Annotated in this window: 15 protein-coding genes; 2 read left to right on the top strand and 13 right to left on the bottom strand. The window is 60.9% G+C overall.

What is annotated here, in order from left to right; genetic code table 11:
* The first annotated feature begins 2 nt into the window (after window positions 1-2).
* On the top strand, window positions 3-620 hold the full coding sequence (locus ACYAS9_RS17375) for a hypothetical protein (protein ID WP_463569505.1): 618 nt from the start codon (window positions 3-5) through the stop codon (window positions 618-620).
* A 229-nt stretch (window positions 621-849) separates the two neighbouring features.
* Window positions 850-1,500: a hypothetical protein gene (locus ACYAS9_RS17370; protein WP_463569504.1), complete on the top strand. Its 651-nt coding sequence runs from the start codon at window positions 850-852 to the stop codon at window positions 1,498-1,500.
* 18 nt (window positions 1,501-1,518) lie between these two features.
* Here the strand turns inward: ACYAS9_RS17370 and ACYAS9_RS17365 are convergent, their stop codons facing one another.
* The 13 genes from ACYAS9_RS17365 to ACYAS9_RS17305 form a co-directional block, all read right to left on the bottom strand.
* Window positions 1,519-2,118, bottom strand: a complete 600-nt coding sequence (locus ACYAS9_RS17365; RefSeq protein ID WP_463569503.1) for a MarC family protein — start codon at window positions 2,116-2,118, stop codon at window positions 1,519-1,521.
* A 49-nt stretch (window positions 2,119-2,167) separates the two neighbouring features.
* The gene (locus ACYAS9_RS17360; RefSeq protein WP_463569502.1) at window positions 2,168-4,960 is read right to left on the bottom strand and encodes a hybrid sensor histidine kinase/response regulator; all 2,793 of its coding nucleotides are present in this window, start codon (window positions 4,958-4,960) and stop codon (window positions 2,168-2,170) included.
* Between the two features lie 86 nt (window positions 4,961-5,046).
* Window positions 5,047-6,342 (bottom strand): phosphoribosylamine--glycine ligase, encoded by a 1,296-nt coding sequence (purD, locus tag ACYAS9_RS17355; protein WP_463569501.1) that lies wholly within the window; start codon window positions 6,340-6,342, stop codon window positions 5,047-5,049.
* A gap of 158 nt (window positions 6,343-6,500) precedes the next feature.
* Window positions 6,501-8,105 (bottom strand): bifunctional phosphoribosylaminoimidazolecarboxamide formyltransferase/IMP cyclohydrolase, encoded by a 1,605-nt coding sequence (gene purH, locus ACYAS9_RS17350; protein ID WP_463569500.1) that lies wholly within the window; start codon window positions 8,103-8,105, stop codon window positions 6,501-6,503.
* Window positions 8,106-8,182: 77 nt separating this feature from the next.
* Window positions 8,183-8,503: a DNA-binding transcriptional regulator Fis gene (gene fis, locus ACYAS9_RS17345; RefSeq protein WP_045486967.1), complete on the bottom strand. Its 321-nt coding sequence runs from the start codon at window positions 8,501-8,503 to the stop codon at window positions 8,183-8,185.
* Window positions 8,500-9,513, bottom strand: coding sequence for a tRNA dihydrouridine synthase DusB (dusB, locus tag ACYAS9_RS17340; RefSeq protein ID WP_463569499.1), 1,014 nt, complete (start codon window positions 9,511-9,513; stop codon window positions 8,500-8,502). The genes fis and dusB overlap by 4 nt, the downstream gene beginning before the upstream one ends.
* Window positions 9,514-9,820: 307 nt before the next feature.
* A complete protein-coding gene (locus ACYAS9_RS17335) occupies window positions 9,821-11,191 on the bottom strand; it encodes a DUF3426 domain-containing protein (RefSeq protein WP_463569498.1) in 1,371 nt (456 codons plus the stop codon).
* 24 nt (window positions 11,192-11,215) lie between these two features.
* Window positions 11,216-12,094, bottom strand: a complete 879-nt coding sequence (gene prmA, locus ACYAS9_RS17330; protein WP_463569497.1) for a 50S ribosomal protein L11 methyltransferase — start codon at window positions 12,092-12,094, stop codon at window positions 11,216-11,218.
* A gap of 181 nt (window positions 12,095-12,275) precedes the next feature.
* Window positions 12,276-13,622, bottom strand: a complete 1,347-nt coding sequence (accC, locus tag ACYAS9_RS17325) for an acetyl-CoA carboxylase biotin carboxylase subunit (RefSeq protein ID WP_463569496.1) — start codon at window positions 13,620-13,622, stop codon at window positions 12,276-12,278.
* Window positions 13,623-13,639: 17 nt separating this feature from the next.
* Window positions 13,640-14,092 carry an acetyl-CoA carboxylase biotin carboxyl carrier protein gene (accB, locus tag ACYAS9_RS17320; RefSeq protein ID WP_463569495.1) on the bottom strand — a complete coding sequence of 151 codons (453 nt, stop codon included), beginning with the start codon at window positions 14,090-14,092 and terminating at the stop codon, window positions 13,640-13,642.
* 86 nt (window positions 14,093-14,178) lie between these two features.
* Complete coding sequence (gene aroQ / locus ACYAS9_RS17315; protein WP_463569494.1) at window positions 14,179-14,631, bottom strand: type II 3-dehydroquinate dehydratase; 453 nt, start codon at window positions 14,629-14,631, stop codon at window positions 14,179-14,181.
* A gap of 127 nt (window positions 14,632-14,758) precedes the next feature.
* Window positions 14,759-16,552: a protein-disulfide reductase DsbD gene (locus ACYAS9_RS17310; protein ID WP_463569493.1), complete on the bottom strand. Its 1,794-nt coding sequence runs from the start codon at window positions 16,550-16,552 to the stop codon at window positions 14,759-14,761.
* Window positions 16,553-16,888: 336 nt separating this feature from the next.
* Window positions 16,889-17,431, bottom strand: a complete 543-nt coding sequence (locus tag ACYAS9_RS17305; protein WP_463569492.1) for a hypothetical protein — start codon at window positions 17,429-17,431, stop codon at window positions 16,889-16,891.
* Between the last annotated feature and the right edge of the window lie 81 nt (window positions 17,432-17,512).

Here is a 17,512-nt window from a genome sequence, read left to right as displayed (position 1 = left end):
TCTTGCTGAGCGGTAACGACCTGGTGTCGTTCTCTGAGGACACCTCGCAGCAGGAACGCAGGGATATCCTCGATTGCCTGCGCTATTCGCAAAGCCTGGCGAATAAGAAACATGACCGTAATCGAGCCTGGAGGCGCTGGATCAACACGTATCAGGCGGGTTTGTACAAAAGCGGGTTTACCCTCAGCGGCGCCTTGCCCCATGAAGTCCGCTCCATCAGCGATTCGCGCGAGCTGCACCATGTAATGGGCAATGTCATTGAAGCCACAGGGCATCAGGCGTTATCCGTGCTTGCCCGCACGGCGCTGCAAACCATGCTGGACAGCCCTCATGCGCAGTCCTTTTTCGACGGCTGGTTCACGTTCGGGCGCAGTGAAAGCATGCAGGTCGTCCCGTGTCGCAAGGACGCGGCAGGGTTTATCGATGTGATGATCTGTGGCGTGCAAATGCACACCGAAGAGACGGCGGGATCATGGTTCAAAAGCCCGCAAGCGCTGATGACGATTGCCATCGATGGCGGAGCCTTTCGCTATTCGGCGCAGGGGTATGCGCCTTATCGGCAAATGATCCGCAACGAATTGAAGGAATACACATTGATCTATTTCGACAGGTTGCCTTGAGGCGCTGTCGAGTCGCGTCCCGGTAGTGCCTGCTTGCAGGGTTAACCGATTGATAAGTAACCAATGCGCGCACGCTTCAGGAAATTTCCTGCTGCTTCGATGGCGTCGACAGTCTGTGATCCCACGCCGTCCTGGTGTTTTTCCCGGGCGGTGTGGCGATACGGCCCAAAAGGGAAATCGCTAGGCTGTTTTTTTATCCGCAAGAGGCTTATCAAGGAGCAGGTTGTTCATGAGTACGAAAGTGAATGAAGTGATCGTCAATGCCGGATGCCTGATGTTCTTCCAGGGCCTGCCAAGCTGCCGGGATATCCTGGACTCCACGTTGTATACGCAGTTGTCGGCGTCGAACAAATACTCACGCTTTACCCAATACCCGCGCTGGAAGCAGACCTGGCTGGCCGCTGCCCGGCGACTGGGCTGGATGTTGCAGGCCAGTGAGAGTTTCGAGCAGACGGTTCCCTGTATCCAGGCCGGGACTTTCTGGGATTGGGTCTGGACCCTGTGTCCGGCATCTGTCGAACCTGCGCTGCTCGACGATTGCAGGGCCGCCTTGAACCGCTGCCCCGTGGAGCAGATCGGTTTTACGTTGCTGGCCGATCAGGTTCTGGGGCTGGGCGCGACAACCATCAGCTTGCAGATGGGGCTGGTCACCAAAGACTGCACCCTGACCTTGTTACAGATCCACTTCGAACATGACGGCCCTCTGAGCGCCAGCACCTTGTTCGGGCCCTGGAGCAGCAAGGCGGTCAAGGGCGATATCGCCTTGAGTGTCCACCGTCTGCAATTGTCCGAAGAGCGCTATGGGCCACTGCGCATGGCGTTTGCCATGACCCTGCGTGACCGGCGCCAGAGCCTGATCTGTCCGTTGCTTGCCGCCTGAGCGGGCTTTATTCCCGGCTCAGGACACCACCAGATAACCGCGAATGCCGGTAAAGATAATCTGCGCCGCCAGGGCGCAGACAAACAATCCCATCAAACGGCTGACAATCTGCAAGCCCTGATCGCCCAGCAGGCGTTCAATCCGGTTGGCCATGAACAGCACCACACCCACCGTCATACTGGCCAGGGCGATACTCAACAGCGCAGTAATCTTGTCGTCCCAGTGCGGCTGGCTGACACCCATGACCAGCAGGGCGCCGATGGTGCCGGGGCCGACGGTGATGGGAATGGTCAGCGGCACGATGCTCACATCCTGCTGGATGTTGTCGGTCTGCACCGCCGATTTGCCTTGCGCCATGCCCAGCGCCGAGATGAACAGCACCGTGCCGGCGCCGATGCGAAAGGCATCGACGGTAATGCCGAACAGGTCGAAGATCACCCGCCCGAACAGGTACAGCAACACGCTGGATACCAGGGTCGCCAGCGCGACTTTCCAGGCCAGGCGCTTCTGCTCCTTGCGTGAATGGCCACGGGTCAGGCTGATGAAGCAGGACAACACGAAGAACGGGCTATAGAGCACCAGCATCTTCAGGTACACGCTGGACAGCACATGGAGCATGGTTCGCGCTCGCGACGGAAAAGGGTGCGCTCAGTCTACCTGTGCGGCATCAGTTCTGCTGGTAGAGCTGTTCGTCGGATGTCACGGCACGGGCCTGGTCACGCTGCACCAGCCAGTACTCGATCTGCTCGCGCAGTTGCGACAATTCCACAGGCTTGGACATGTGGCCGTCCATACCCGCCTGGCGGGCGCGATCCTTGTGCTCGGTGAGAATGTGCGCGGTGAGGGCGACGATCGGCGTACGCACCCGCTGGTTGCCCACTTCCCAGGCCCGCAGCTGCTCGGTGGCCGAGAAGCCGTCGAGTACCGGCATTTCGCAATCCATCAGGACCAGGTCGTAACGCTGGGCTTTCATGGCGCGCAAGGCTTCTTCGCCATTGCTGGCGGTGTCAGGCTTGAGGTTGAGCTTGCCGAGCATGCCGCGAATCACCTTGGTCGAAATGTTGTTGTCTTCGGCCACCAGAATGCGGAAGTCGCTGGGCACATCGATCGGGCTGACAATGACCGGCGAAGGCTCGGGGGAGGCATGGACGCCGCCCTTGTTCAGTTGGGTCAGTTCGTCGGCCAGCGTGGTCTTGAGCGTGTAGCCCGCCACCGGTTTGGCCAGGATGCGCTTGATGCCAGCGTTGCGCGCGATGATCTTGCTCGGCGCGTTGCTGATACCGGTGAGCATGATCAGCAGGATGTCGTGGTTCAGGCTCGGGTCTTCCTTGATCTTGGCCGCCAGTTGCATGCCGGTCATGCCGGGCATGTTCTGGTCGAGCAGAACCACATCGAAGTAATCGCGCAAGTGCGCCTTGGTCCGCAGCAGCGCCAGGGCTTCCTTGCCGGAAGCCACGGCGCTGACATTCAGGCCCCATGCCGAACACTGTTGCACCAGCACCTTGCGGCAAGTGTCGTTATCGTCGACCACCAGCAGGCGTGCGTCCTTGAGCGGGCTGTCCAGGTCCAGGGTCGGTTGTTCAAGCAGGTGCGCCGGCAGCGGCAGGCTCAGCCACAGGGTATTGCCCAGTCCTGCGCTGTTCTGGATGCCGAAGTCACCGTCCATCAGCATGATCAGTTGCCGGGCAATCACCAGCCCCAGGTGCCCGCCCAGTTTGCTGGAGGCCAGGAAATTCTTGCTGTGCAGTTCGGTGTGCAACAGCGCATCGCGCTCTTCGCTCGACAGCGGTTCGCCGGTGTCTTGCACGGCAATGCGCAGGCGTTGCTTGCCGGCGCGGCTGTCGAGGGCGGCAACCAGCAGGATTTCGCCACCCTCGGTCTTTTTCAGGGCGTTTTCCAGCAGGCTCAGCAAGGTCTGGCGCAGCCGGGTCGGGTCGCCACTGATGACCCGCGGCACTTGAGACTGAACCAGGCTGATCAGCTCGACGTTCTGTTGTTCGGCCTTGCCCCTGAAGATATTCAGGCAGTCTTCGATCAAGGCGCCGATGTCGAACTGCACATCGTCCAGTTCGATCTGCCCGGATTCCAGCTTGGTGATGTCGAGAATTTCGTTGATCAGGCTCAGCAGCTCGTTGCCGGCGGTGTGGATGGTCTGCACATAGTCGCGTTGCTTGACCGACAGCGGGGTGCCCAGCAGCAGTTCGGTCATGCCCAGCACGCCGTTCATGGGCGTGCGGATCTCGTGACTGATCTTGGCCAGAAACTCAGCCTTGGCGTTGATTTCCGCGGTGCTGGCCGCCTCGTCGCGGCTGATGCTGAACTTGTCTTCGGCAATGCTGCGCTGGCGTTCGCTCAGGGCGGTGTTCATCAGCAGGCCGCTGACGCAGAACACGCCCAGCAGGATCACGACCAGCCATTGCGGCGGGATCAGGCTGAGCCACAGCATGCCCGGCAACAGGACCATGAAGCCCAGGTTGAAGATGACCATCGACAGCACGAACAGCCGGGCAGAGTGATAACCGGTGATCCAGTGCCAGATCGAAACCCCCAGGATGCTCAGGATGGTCAGTGCGACCAGCAGGAACGTCAGCAGGTTGATCGCCATGTGGTCGACCAGCACCACCAGCAGCGCACCGACGGCCATCAGGACGCCATCGATCAGAAGCAGGCGATCCAGCGCGCGGGCCTTGCGGTGGGCAAAGAAACACCAGGTGTACATCAGGCCGGTAATGGCGGCCATCAACAGCGCCACGTGGGCGGCGGGGGTCTGCGGCACATGCCAGCCGCTGAACACATTGAGGCGGTTGAGCAGCAGCAGTGCGCTGATGGCCAGCAGTGCTTCGCAGGCGGCCAGCCACAGGTTGGTCTTGGAGCGACTGTGGCTGTAGCGGGCGATGTTTTGCAGGATCAGCATGCCCAGCAGCCCGAACATCAGTCCGGCCAGAAACGGTTCGTGTTCGTCGGCGGCGCTTTCGATAGCCAGTTGCAGGCTGATGTCGGGGCGCATTTTCTGGGTCGATGCCAGGCGCAGGTACAGGTCCTGCACGCCATCGCTTTGCGGCACCGGCAGAAGGAAATCGTTGGAGGGCAGGCGCTGGCTTTCCTTGGGCACCGCATTGCCGGTGCGCTGGTGGTCGACTTGTCGATCACCCTTGAAAACGTACAGGTCGGCGCTGGCAAGGTCGGGGGCGAAAATGCGCAGCAATTGTTCGTGGTTGCCCGCAGGCAGCCGGTAGTGCAGCCACAGGGCGCTGTTGCGACCGGCGGCGGTGATGTTTTCGGGCTCGCGAGGGCTGAACTGGTTCTGTTGCTGGGCGGCGCGAATCTCGGCAATGCTCAGGCTGCCCTGCTCGTCGAGCAAGGAAGACCATCCCGTGCCTGCTGCCTGGGCCGACAGCAACAAGAACAGGGACAACAAGCCAACAACGGTTGAAGCTATGGCAATCCTGAGCCTGCGCACGGCGAAATCCCTTCGTGAATAAATGCCGAAAACATGCGCGGTGTCGGTATAACCTGCCAGCCCCCGAAGGGGCTGGCCTGGCGGCCTTATTTCGGGCCTTCACCACGCTCACGGGCAATGGCACGATAGCCAATGTCCTTGCGGTAAAAACTGCCTTGCCATTCGATCTTCGAGGCCAGAGCGTAGGCGTTTTGCTGGGCATCGCCAACTGTGTTGCCCAACGCTGTAGCGCACAGCACACGACCGCCGCTGGTCACGATGTTGCCATCCTTGAGCGCGGTACCGGCATGGAACACTTTGCCGGGCAGTTGCGCTGCCGCTTCCAGGCCGTTGATGGCATCGCCGTTGGCGTAATCGCCAGGGTAGCCACCGGCAGCCAGGACGATGCCCAGGCTCGGACGCGGGTCCCATTGCGCTTCGACCTTGTCCAGAGCTTGCGCCAGTGCGGCCTCGACCAGCAAGACCAGACTCGATTGCAGGCGCAGCATGACCGGCTGGGTTTCGGGGTCGCCGAAGCGGCAGTTGAACTCGATGACTTTCGGGTTGCCCGCAGCATCGATCATCAGACCAGCATAGAGGAAGCCGGTGTAGACGTTGCCTTCCTCGGCCATGCCGCGCACGGTGGGCCAGATCACCAGGTCCATGACCCGCTGATGCACCTCTTGGGTGACCACAGGCGCTGGCGAGTAAGCGCCCATGCCGCCGGTGTTCGGGCCGCTGTCGCCGTCGCCGACACGTTTGTGGTCCTGGCTGGTCGCCATCGGCAGGACGTTCTTGCCGTCGACCATGACGATGAAGCTGGCTTCTTCGCCGTCGAGGAACTCCTCGATGACCACGCGCGAACCCGCATCGCCAAAGGCGTTGCCGGCCAGCATGTCGCGTACCGCGTCTTCGGCTTCTTCAAGCGTCAGGGCAACGATCACGCCCTTGCCGGCGGCCAGGCCGTCGGCCTTGATGACGATCGGCGCGCCTTTTTCACGCAGGTAAGCCAGGGCAGGCTCGACCTCGGTGAAGTTCTGGTAGTCGGCGGTCGGAATCTTGTGGCGAGCGAGGAAGTCCTTGGTGAACGCCTTGGAACCTTCCAGCTGGGCTGCGCCTGCGGTCGGGCCGAAGCAGTCCAGGCCACGGCTGCGAAACAGGTCCACAACGCCTGCGACCAGCGGCACTTCAGGGCCGACGATGGTCAGCGAGACATTCTTCTCGGCAAAATCAGCCAGTTGCTCAAGGGCCAGCACGGGAATGGCGACGTTCTCGCACTTGGCTTCGGTGGCGGTACCGGCGTTGCCCGGTGCAACGAAGACTTTCTCGACACGCGGGTCCTGAGCGACTTTCCAGGCCAGGGCGTGTTCACGGCCACCGCTGCCAATGATCAATACGTTCACAACAGACTCCTTCGGAGAAGCTATAAGCCACAAGCTGCAAGTAAAAGCGGATCGGGTCGATTCGGATTACAGCGTATGGCTTTGGATTTTGTGGGCTGCAAGCAAGAACACCTCGGTCGGCTCTTGCTTGCAGCTGACAGCTTGAAGCTTGCGGCTGCTTAGTGCCTGAAGTGGCGCATGCCGGTGAACACCATCGCGATTCCGGCTTCGTCGGCAGCAGCGATCACTTCAGCATCGCGCATCGAGCCGCCTGGCTGGATCACGGCAGTGATGCCGTTCTTGGCCGCATTGTCGATGCCGTCGCGGAACGGGAAGAAGGCGTCGGAGGCCATGACCGCGCCTTGCACCTGCAAGCCTGCGTGTTCGGCCTTGATGGCGGCGATGCGGGCCGAGTTGACGCGGCTCATCTGGCCGGCGCCGATGCCGACGGTCTGGCGGTTCTTGGCGTAGACGATGGCGTTGGACTTGACGAACTTGGCCACTTTCCAGGCGAAGATCAGATCATGGACTTCCTGCTCGCTCGGTGCGCGCTGGGTGACCACTTTCAGATCGTCGGCGCCGATCATGCCGATGTCGCGGCTTTGTACCAGCAGGCCGCCGTTGACGCGCTTGTAGTCCCAGCCGGCCTGACGCTCGCCCCACTGGCCGCTGACCAGCAGGCGCACGTTGGCTTTGCTGGCGACGATGGCCTGGGCTTCGGCGCTGACGCTTGGGGCAATGATCACTTCGACGAACTGACGGTCGACGATCGCCTTGGCGGTCTCGGCATCCAGCTCGCGGTTGAAGGCAATGATGCCGCCAAACGCTGATTCGGTGTCGGTGGCGTAGGCCAGGTCGTAGGCCTTGCGGATGCCGCCTTCGTCGTCAGGGCAAACCGAGACGCCGCACGGGTTGGCGTGCTTGACGATCACGCAGGCTGGCTTGACGAAGCTCTTGACGCATTCCAGCGCGGCATCGGTGTCGGCCACGTTGTTGAACGACAGCTCTTTGCCTTGCAGCTGGGTGGCGGTGGCGATGCCGACTTCGGCAGGCTTGGCTTCAACGTAGAACGCCGCGCTCTGGTGCGGGTTCTCGCCGTAGCGCATTTCCTGGGCCTTGACGAACTGGGTGTTGAAAGTGCGTGGGAACTGGCCACGGCCTTCGGTGCTCAGGGTCTCGGCCTTCTGGTCGATGCCGCCCAGGTAGTTGGCGATCATGCCGTCGTAGGCAGCGGTGTGCTCGAAGGCCTTGAGCATCAGGTCAAAGCGCTGCGCGTAGGTCAGGCCGCCGGCCTTGAGGCCTTCAAGAACGCTGGCATAGTCGCTGGCGTTGACCACGATGGCCACATCCTTATGGTTCTTGGCTGCCGAGCGGACCATGGTCGGGCCGCCGATGTCGATGTTCTCGATGGCGGTCGGCAGGTCGCAGCCTGGCTTGGCAACCGTGGCTTCGAACGGGTACAGGTTGACCGCGACCAGGTCGATCGGCTTGATGCCGTGTTCGCCCATCACGCCGTCGTCAGTGCCGCGACGGCCCAGAATGCCGCCGTGGATTTTCGGGTGCAGGGTCTTGACCCGGCCGTCCATCATTTCCGGGAAACCGGTGTAGTCGGCCACTTCAACAGCCGCGACACCGTTGTCGCTCAGCAGCTTGAAGGTGCCGCCAGTGGACAGGATTTCCACGCCCAGGGCTTCGAGCTCACGGGCAAACTCAAGGATGCCGGTCTTGTCGGAAACGCTGATCAACGCGCGGCGGATCGGCAGGCGGGTGGTCTGGTCGGTCATCTCGATTTCCATCAAAGCAAAAGGAATCAGCAAAAAAGGCGACCGGGTCGCCTTGGGCTTTGTCTGTTTAGGGATGCTTAAAGCAGGTCGTACTGTTTGAGTTTCTTGCGCAGCGTGCCGCGGTTCAGGCCCAGCACCTCGCTGGCTTTGGTCTGGTTGCCCTTGACGTAGTTCATGACGCTTTCGAGCAGTGGGGCTTCGACTTCGGAGAGCACCAGGTTGTACACGTCCGTGACATTGGCGCCTTCGAGGTGGGCGAAATAATTGTGCAGCGCCTTCTCGACACTGCCGCGCAGGGTCTGGCCCTCTTCGCTCGGCGTGTTGAGGTGCTGTTTCAAATTGACATTGTCGCTCACGGGTGTCGTTCCACTCACTAAAGTCTCGGTCATCATCGTCATGCGGCCACCTCTTCTTCATTCTCGTCATCCGGCCCCTGGCCACTCTGGCGCAAGAATTCCCGGATGTTGGCGCATTGTTCTTGCGTATCGTCCAAACGATTGAAGTGGGCGCGAAACTCCCTGGCGCCCGGCAAGGTTGCGAGATACCAGCCGACATGCTTGCGTGCGATCCGCACGCCCATCACATCGCCATAGAAGGCGTGGAGCGCGTGCAGATGCTCCATCAGGATGCCTTCCACTTCATTCAGACCCACCGCCGGCAGCTTCTCGCCGGTGCGCAGGTAGTGTTCTATCTCGCGAAAAATCCATGGCCGCCCCTGAGCGGCCCTGCCAATCAGCAAACCATCGGCACCGGTGGCCTGCAGCACGTGCCGGGCCTTCTCGGGCGAGTCGATGTCGCCATTGGCAAACACCGGAATCGACACCGCCTGCTTGATCGCCGCGATGGTGTCGTACTCCGCTTCACCGGTGTACAGGTCGGCCCGGGTGCGGCCGTGAACGGCCAGTGCCTGGATACCGGCCTGTTCGGCGATCTTTGCCACGGTCAGGCCGTTCTTGTTGTCACGGTCCCAGCCGGTGCGAATCTTCAGGGTGACCGGCACATCGACTGCGCCGACCACGGCCTGCAGGATCTCGGTCACCAGTTGCTCGTCCTTCAACAGCGCAGAACCTGCTGCCTTGTTGCACACCTTCTTGGCCGGGCAGCCCATGTTGATGTCGATGATCTGTGCACCGAACTCGACATTGGCCCGTGCTGCATCGGCCAGCATCTGCGGGTCGCCACCGGCGATCTGCACCGAGCGCGGCTCGGGATCACCTTCATGGATCATGCGCAGACGCGATTTGCGGCTGTTCCACAGGCTCATGTCACTGGTGACCATTTCCGACACCACCAGGCCCGCTCCGAGGCGACGGCATAACTGGCGGAAAGGCTGGTCGGTGACGCCCGCCATCGGGGCGAGAATCAAGCCGTTCTGCAATGTGTAAGGGCCGATACGTACCGCCGCCATAGCTTTACCTATAAAGGGGCCGAATCATCCAAAGGCCGCATGAAAAACCGTTGCATGGGGTCTGCAACGGTTCGTTCGTCCAGCTGCTTGCGCAATGGCCAGACCGAACCTGGAGTTTGAAAAAGGGTGGGCATGATACCCGCTCTGGATGACTGGATAAAGGCTGAATTGGATAAAATCTGAACAGTTGTCCAAGTGCCGTCAATAGACGCTTTATTGACGGGTACGACTCGTCAACGGCGTCGATCATGCCGATATATGCAAAGTATGGCGGTGTTGCCGGCGCCCCGATGCCGGGGCGTAGGGCTTATTCGGGCGAGCGGAAATTAAGGCTGTAGTTCACAGCCTTGGCGCCTGGATCAAGGATATCCAGCGCAATATGGATCGGTGTCTGGGGCGGCATTTCTTCTTTGCCGGCCATTTCGCCGCTGAGGTATTCGCTGGGTTTGAAGCGACGACTGGCAATCAGTTGACCGCTGGTATCGGCAAAGCGCAGTTCCAGTAATGGAAAGGGCTGGGAAAAGGCGGCACGGTTATAAATGATCGCATCGACCACCAGCGCGCCCTGAAAGTCAGGATGGCTGCGTACCACCAGGTTGCTGCTCTTGAGCTGGTTGATGTCGACCTTGGACGGCACCTTGCAGCCCAGTTGCGGGCAAAACTGCTGAAACAGCGGGCGGTACTGGTCCTGGCGGGCCAGATGGTCGAAGTGATAGTTGATGTACTGGCCGGCCAGGCCGCCCAATGCCAGAAGGATCAGGATGATCCAGAGCAGGCGGCTGCCACCGCGCGACTTGGGCTTTTGCCAGTCCAGTTGCAGCGGGTCATCGGTCAGTTCCAGCAGGGCCTTTTCGCGGATCGCCGGTTCATTGCGCGCGCGCGGGTTGTAGGGAGGCTCATCGACAGGCTCGACGTGATCGTCGCTGTCATCCACTGCCGACAGGCGCTCCTGGCGTTGCGCCGGCGGTTTGAGCAGGCCGAGTGCCGGTGCTTCGGGTTCGTCGTCATCGTCCACGACAAGCGTGCTGCTCGACAGCGAGGGCTCGGTACGGGTCTCTTGCGGCGGCGCCGGCTCGGGTTGCGGTTCGGGCTCATCCTCGACATGGGCGGTGGTGCTGATGACCTCGGCCTGAACTTCAGGCAAGTGCGCGACATCGTCGTTGCGCAAGCTGCCGACCCAGTCACCCTGTTCGCTTTGCGTGGTGTCGCGCCGCGCACTCAGGCTGGCATCGCTGCTGCGTACCGGCGGCCGGTTGAAAGGGCGGTTGGGTCGGTGGTCGCGCTGTTCAAGGCGAGCCAGTTCTTCGTCCAGGTCGAGGTTGTCCAGGTCCAGCTCGCTGACCAGCCAGGGATTTTCATCCGGCGCGGCGGCTTTTGCCGCCGGTGGCTGCGGTGTCAGGATTGGCGCCGTGTTGGCGAGCGCCGCTGCGGGCGCGGTGGGCTCCAGCGGTACCGGCAACTGAAACTGGCCTGGAAGCGGCAGCGGTACCAGCGGGGCGTGTTCGGGGTCTTCGGCCTGGCGTTCGCGCTGGCGTTGTTCCAGCAGTTGCCTTGCGGCGTTGAACACCTCAAGGCAAGCGCCGCAGCGTACAACGCCGCGGGCAACGCTCAATTGAGCGGTGCCGACTTTGAAGCTGGTCTGGCAGTGCGGACACTGGGTGACGAAACTGTCGGTCATGCGGCGCTCCGGTTCAGGCCGCGATCAGCGACGACGGCCGGTGATGCGTACCCAGCCATCACGGTTGGCGATCGGGTCAAGCTCGAAGGCTTCAGCATAGGCTGCAGCAACTTCTTCGCCTTGCTCGGCAAGAATGCCCGACAGCGCCAGGCGGCCGCCAGACTTGACCAGGCTGGTCAGTTGCGGGGCCAGCGCGACCAGAGGGCCGGCAAGAATGTTGGCCACCAGCACATCGGCCTGTTCGGCCGGCAGGTCTTCGGGCAGGTACAGCGGGAAACGCTCGGCGGCCAGGCCATTGCGCCCGGCGTTGTCGCGGGACGCTTCAAGGGCCTGCACGTCGATGTCGGTGCCCACGGCCAGCTCGGCACCCAGCAGCAGCGCGGCGATGGCGAGGATGCCCGAGCCGCAGCCGAAATCCAGCACGTTGCAGCCTTTCAGGTCCTGGCCGTCGAGCCATTCCAGGCACAGCGCGGTGGTCGGGTGAGTGCCGGTGCCGAAGGCCAGGCCCGGGTCGAGCAGCAGGTTGACGGCTTCAGGCTCTGGCGCGGCGTGCCAGCTGGGCACGATCCACAGCCGCTGGCCGAAGCGCATGGGCTGGAAGTCGGCCATCCAGCTGCGTTCCCAGTCCTGGTCTTCGATGACTTCGGCGCTGTGTTCGGGCAACTCGGCGTTGGTCAGAAGACGCAAGTGCGCCAGTGCCAGATCGGCGTCGGTATCGGCTTCGAACAGTGCCAGCAAGTGGGTGTGGGTCCACAGTGGCGTGGTGTTGAGCTCGGGTTCGAAGATCGGCTGGTCTTCGGCGTCCATGAAGGTCACGGACACGGCGCCGACTTCAAGCAGGGCGTCTTCGTAGGTTTCGGCTTGTTCCGGGCTGATGGCGAGGCGAATTTGCAGCCAGGGCATGGCGGGTTCCTATGAAATATGAAAATAAGCAGGAAATATGGAAATGACAGGAAAGCGGCGAAGTTTACTTCAGCTTGGCGGCAAATGCTCGTGACGGCGAATGAATGGTGTGTGCGGCCCATAAACAACAAGCCCCGCATGGGCGGGGCTTGTTATCTGGAGCGTCAGCGGTGCGCGAAAATTACTTCTCGCTGGCCAGCTTGTGTTCCAGGTAGTGGATGTTGACGCCGCCTTTGCAGAAGCCTTCATCACGGGTCAGGTCGCGGTGCAGCGGGATGTTGGTCTTGATGCCGTCGACCACGATTTCGTCCAGGGCGTTGCGCATGCGGGCCATGGCCTCATCGCGGGTCGCGCCCCAGGTGATCAGCTTGCCGATCAGGGAATCGTAGTTGGACGGGACCTTGTAACCGCTGTACAGGTGCGAATCCACCCGCACGCCGTTGCCGCCTGGCGCATGGAAATGCTTGACCAGGCCTGGGCTCGGGATAAAGGTTTTCGGGTCTTCGGCGTTGATCCGGCATTCCAGCGAGTGGCCATGAATGACCACGTCGTCCTGAGTGAACGACAGCTTGTTGCCGGCGGCGATGCTGAGCATCTCCTTGACGATATCGATACCGGTGACCATTTCCGAAACCGGGTGCTCTACCTGGACACGAGTGTTCATCTCGATGAAGTAGAAGCGGCCGTTCTCGTACAGGAACTCGAAAGTGCCTGCGCCACGGTAACCGATGTCGATGCACGCTTTGACGCAGCTATCGAACACAGCCTTGCGAGCCTCTTCGTCGATGAACGGTGCCGGCGCTTCTTCCAGAACTTTCTGGTGGCGGCGCTGCAGCGAGCAGTCACGGTCGCCCAGGTGGATAGCCTGGCCCTGGCCGTCGGAAATGACCTGGACTTCCACGTGACGCGGGTTGGTCAGGTACTTTTCCAGGTAGACCATCGGGTTGCTGAACCAGGCGGCCGCTTCGGCGCGGGTCTGGGCAGCGGCTTCGATCAGGTCTTCTTCCTTGTGCACCACGCGCATGCCGCGACCACCACCGCCACCGGCGGCCTTGATGATCACGGGATAGCCGACTTCACGGCCAATGCGCAGGGCGGTTTCTTCGTCTTCCGGCAGCGGGCCGTCGGAACCTGGAACAGTCGGCACGCCGGCCAGCTTCATCGCGTCCTTGGCCGAAACCTTGTCGCCCATCAGGCGAATGGTGTCGGCTTTGGGGCCGATGAAGGCGAATCCGGATTTCTCGACCTGTTCAGCGAAGTCGGCGTTTTCAGCCAGGAAACCGTAGCCTGGGTGGATCGCGGTGGCGCCGGTCAGTTCGGCGGCCGAGATGATCGCCGGAATGTTCAGGTACGACTTGTTGGCCAGCGGTGGACCGATGCAGACAGTTTCGTCCGCCAGGCCCAGGTGCATCAACTCGCGGTCGGCCGTGGAGTGCACAGCAACGGTCTTGATGCCCAGTTCCTTACAGGCACGCAAGATGCGCAAGGCGATTTCACCGCGGTTGGCGATCAGGACTTTTTCCAGCATCGCAGCGTCTCCCTGGTTCAAACGATGGTGAACAGAGGCTGGTCAAATTCAACCGGCTGACCGTTTTCCACCAGGATGGATTCGATGACGCCACTGGCTTCGGCCTGGATGTGGTTCATCATTTTCATGGCTTCGACGATGCACAGCGTGTCGCCTTTCTTGACGGTCTGGCCGATCTCGACGAACGCAGGCGAAGTAGGCGCAGGCGTGCGGTAGAAGGTACCGACCATTGGCGATGCAACTACAAAGCCGTTCAGTTTCGGGGCAGCAGGTGCTTCGGCAGCAACAGGTGCAGCCGCTACAGGTGCGGCGACCGGGGCCGCAACCGGAGCGGGTGCGTAGTACGGTTGGGCAGGGGTCTTGCTGTGACGGCTGATCCGTACGGACTCTTCACCTTCACGGATCTCCAGTTCGTCGATACCGGACTCTTCCAGCAGTTCGATCAGTTTCTTGACTTTACGGATATCCATTAATCATCAACTCCCAAAGGGTCTGTAAGGGGCAATTCGGCAGCCGGTTGCGGCTTATACGGCTCTAATGTCTGGCCGTGCCGTTTTCAAGGCTTGGCGTTTTTGGCCAAATGTTCCAGGGCAGCTTCCAGGGCCATGCGGTATCCGCTGGCACCCAGGCCGCAGATCACTCCTACCGCGACATCGGAAAAGTAGGAGTGATGACGGAAAGGTTCGCGTTTGTGCACGTTGGACAAATGCACTTCGATGAATGGGATGCTCACTCCCATGATCGCGTCACGTATCGCCACGCTGGTATGCGTGAAAGCCGCCGGATTGATGACGATGAAATCAACGCCCTCACCGCGTGCAGCATGGATGCGATCGATCAATTCATACTCGGCGTTGCTTTGCAGGTACATCAGATGATGGCCTGCATCGCGGGCGCGCTGTTCGAGGTCCTGGTTGATCTGAGCCAGGGTGGTCGTGCCGTACACACCCGGTTCACGGGTGCCAAGCAGGTTCAGGTTCGGGCCATGCAGGACCAGCAGAGTCGCCATTGTCGGTTCCTTTTTTATTCACGAGCGTTTTTGTGCCGCGACTATGCCGCAAGCCTCATGAACTGTCCAGTTAACAACAGTAGTCAGCACGATGAGCGATTATCACGCAAAATTTGTGACCCGCTTGTCAAAATGGGTCATTTGCCCCTTCAAGTCGCGTGATCAGCCCCTGTGCATCTATTTCACCGACAACCCTGACATTTGCCACCTCTTCGCCGCTTTTCCCGAAAAATAGCAGCGCAGGCGGGCCAAACAGTTTGTAGCGATCAAGCAGTGCACGTTGTTCTGCGTTGCTCTCGGTCATGTCGAAACGTACCCGACTGAAGCCGGCCAGTCGGGCAACCACGCGTGGATCGGGAAGGACTTCATGCTCGATGACTTTGCAACTGATGCACCAGTCGGCATACCAGTCCAGTACCAGTGGCTGGCCTGCATCGCGGGCGTTGCCGAGAACCTTGTCCAGTTCGGCAGCCGTACGGATGGTCTGCCACTGGCTGTCGGGTTGTACGCCTGCGCCGCCAGAAACCACCGCTTGTGGGCGGCCCAGCGGACGCAGCGGGTCGCTTTCACCCTTGAATGCGCCAAACCAGCATGCCAGAGCGTAGACCAACAAAAACAGGCCGAGCAGTTGTGCGAGGGTTTGCCGGGTGTTTTTTTCCGTGAAGCACAGCGTGCCGAGAAACAGCGCGACGCCGGCAGCCAGCAGGCCGATCAACAGCAAGGTGATCGGCCCCGGCAGAACCCGGCTGAGCAGCCCGATCGCCAGCCCGAGCAGCAGCACGCCAATAGCGTTCTTGACGGTGACCAGCCAGGGGCCGCTTTTCGGTAGCCAGGTCGCACCGCCGGTGGCAACCAGCACCAGCGGCAAGCCCATGCCCAGGCCCAGTGCAAACAGTTTCAGCGCACCGCCGAGGGCATCGCCGCTGGCGCTTATATAAAGCAGCGCGCCGGCCAGTGGCGCGGACACGCACGGCGAGACCAGCAAACTGGAGAGCACGCCGAGCACCGCCGCGCCCCATAGCGAGCCGCCTTCAGCCTTGCCGGCAATACGGTCCAGCCGCGCGCTCAAGGCCTGCGGCAGGCGCAGCTCGAACGTGCCAAACATGGCCAGGGCGAAAATCACGAAGAACAGCGAGAAGGGCACCAGCACCCAGGCCGATTGCAGGCGCGCCTGCAGGTTCAGGCCGGCGCCGAACAGGCCCATCAAGGCGCCCAGTACCGCAAAACAGACCGCCATCGGCAGCACATAGGCCAGCGACAGGCTTAAACCGCGCAGGCCGCCCACCTGGCCGCGCAATACCACGCCCGACAGGATCGGCAGCATCGGCAGCACGCACGGCGTGAAGGTCAGGCCGATACCGGCCAGCAGAAACAGCGCCAGTTCTTTCCAGGTCCAGGGCTGCACGGCGGCGCTATTGCCTGCGGTCGCCGTGGTGCTGCTGCCGGTCACATCACCGATGTTCAGCCGCTCGGTTTCCGGCGGGTAACACAGGCCGTGGTCGGCGCAGCCCTGATAGCTGACGACCAGGGTGAAGGGTTTTTGCTCGCCGGGCGGGCGCGGCAGCTCGATGTCGACAATGCCGTGGTACACCTCGACATCGCCGAAATACTCGTCGTGCTTTTGCTCGCCGGCCGGCAGCTGCGCTTCGCCCAGGCCAATGTCGGCAGGCTCGGTGCGAAACTGAAAACGGTGGCGGTACAGGTAATAGCCGTCGGCAGCGACCAGGCGCAGCTTGATCGAGGGGCCGTCGGTGTCGAGCCGGCTCAGTTGGAAGGCCTGGCGTACGGGCAGAAATTGCTTGCTGTTATCCAGCGCGGAGCTACCCAGCGTCGCCGAAGGACGATTGTCCAGCAGGCCGGCAGCCTGGGCCGTGACGGGCAGGGCAAGGATCAACAGCAACAGGCATAACAAGCGGCGCATGGCAGTCTCGGGTCTCGGCAGAGCGCGCATGATAACCAAGAGTGTCGTTTTGTGCTGGTGGGGCGGATCTCAGGCGGGACTGAAGTGATGTCGTTTTGTGTCATGTGCCAAGGTTCGGTGGCGCTCGTTCATTTCTCCCGTCTCGTTGACGCACTGATCAAATTCTATACACTACGCTGCATCGGAGTGACTGACCGGATGAGATTGAACACTCCCCAGCTGGAGCAATCCAGTACTCGCGCAAGGCGGGTCAAGGTGAAAGCCGTAGTGGTGTCCGGATCTGCTTTACCGAAACAAATGAAAAAAGCGCCTCTGGGCGCTTTTTTCATTTGTTTCTTATCGTATTGTCGATGTGCGCTCGCCTTTGTAGATTTTGCCGCACAGCAGCGCAAATCCCATGCTTGCTCTGACTTTTGGTGGCGCACCCTCCTCGTGGTAGGCGCTTTCCACCACTATTTGTAAATCCTGCCATTGCCGACGTTCTTGTGACGCACGGCGTACTTCAAAAAATATGTGATACCGCCCCTTGGGATCATCCACAGTCATTGAGTAGCACCAGTTACGCCGAGAGGCGGTCTCCCTGACTTTGGTCTCAGGGCTTGCAAATGAATTGATCACCGCCTGCAATTTGAATGAGAGCCGGTATCGGGTCGGACAAAATGCCCTGGGCCGTGGAAGGCCTTTATCAATAATGAATTCGCCTGATGGCTGACTGGCAGGGTCGTAAGCGGTGCTGAAGCAATGATTCGAATATGTCACGTGAACGCGCAATGACTTCTTGGCGAGCTGACTGAAAACCTTGAACGTAAAAGGCTCAAGGTGAGCCAGATCAAAGACCTCCTCGCCGATGACGATAGTTTGAAAATAGGGGGAGGACACCGAGTACACCTTCCATGACGATCCGGAGGCGATTGTGCGTTACCGTTCCCTGAGGCATGTGAGGGGCGGTTGTACTGTCGT

Source organism: Pseudomonas sp. HP_08 (assembly GCF_055284095.1).
This window is presented reverse-complemented; position numbering and strand designations above follow the sequence as displayed.

What these genes read in the sequence shown, in the direction of transcription:
- dusB (WP_463569499.1), bottom strand. Translation starts at nt 9,513, where the DNA reads ATGGCGGCGGTACGTATCGGCCCTTACACATTGCAGAACGGCTTGATT.
- prmA (WP_463569497.1), bottom strand. Translation starts at nt 12,094, where the DNA reads ATGCCCTGGCTGCAAATTCGCCTCGCCATCAGCCCGGAACAAGCCGAA.
- purH (WP_463569500.1), bottom strand. Translation starts at nt 8,105, where the DNA reads ATGACCGACCAGACCACCCGCCTGCCGATCCGCCGCGCGTTGATCAGC.
- aroQ (WP_463569494.1), bottom strand. Translation starts at nt 14,631, where the DNA reads ATGGCGACTCTGCTGGTCCTGCATGGCCCGAACCTGAACCTGCTTGGC.
- ACYAS9_RS17370 (WP_463569504.1), top strand. Translation starts at nt 850, where the DNA reads ATGAGTACGAAAGTGAATGAAGTGATCGTCAATGCCGGATGCCTGATG.
- ACYAS9_RS17310 (WP_463569493.1), bottom strand. Translation starts at nt 16,552, where the DNA reads ATGCGCCGCTTGTTATGCCTGTTGCTGTTGATCCTTGCCCTGCCCGTC.
- ACYAS9_RS17365 (WP_463569503.1), bottom strand. Translation starts at nt 2,118, where the DNA reads ATGCTCCATGTGCTGTCCAGCGTGTACCTGAAGATGCTGGTGCTCTAT.
- ACYAS9_RS17335 (WP_463569498.1), bottom strand. Translation starts at nt 11,191, where the DNA reads ATGACCGACAGTTTCGTCACCCAGTGTCCGCACTGCCAGACCAGCTTC.
- accC (WP_463569496.1), bottom strand. Translation starts at nt 13,622, where the DNA reads ATGCTGGAAAAAGTCCTGATCGCCAACCGCGGTGAAATCGCCTTGCGC.
- accB (WP_463569495.1), bottom strand. Translation starts at nt 14,092, where the DNA reads ATGGATATCCGTAAAGTCAAGAAACTGATCGAACTGCTGGAAGAGTCC.
- fis (WP_045486967.1), bottom strand. Translation starts at nt 8,503, where the DNA reads ATGACGATGATGACCGAGACTTTAGTGAGTGGAACGACACCCGTGAGC.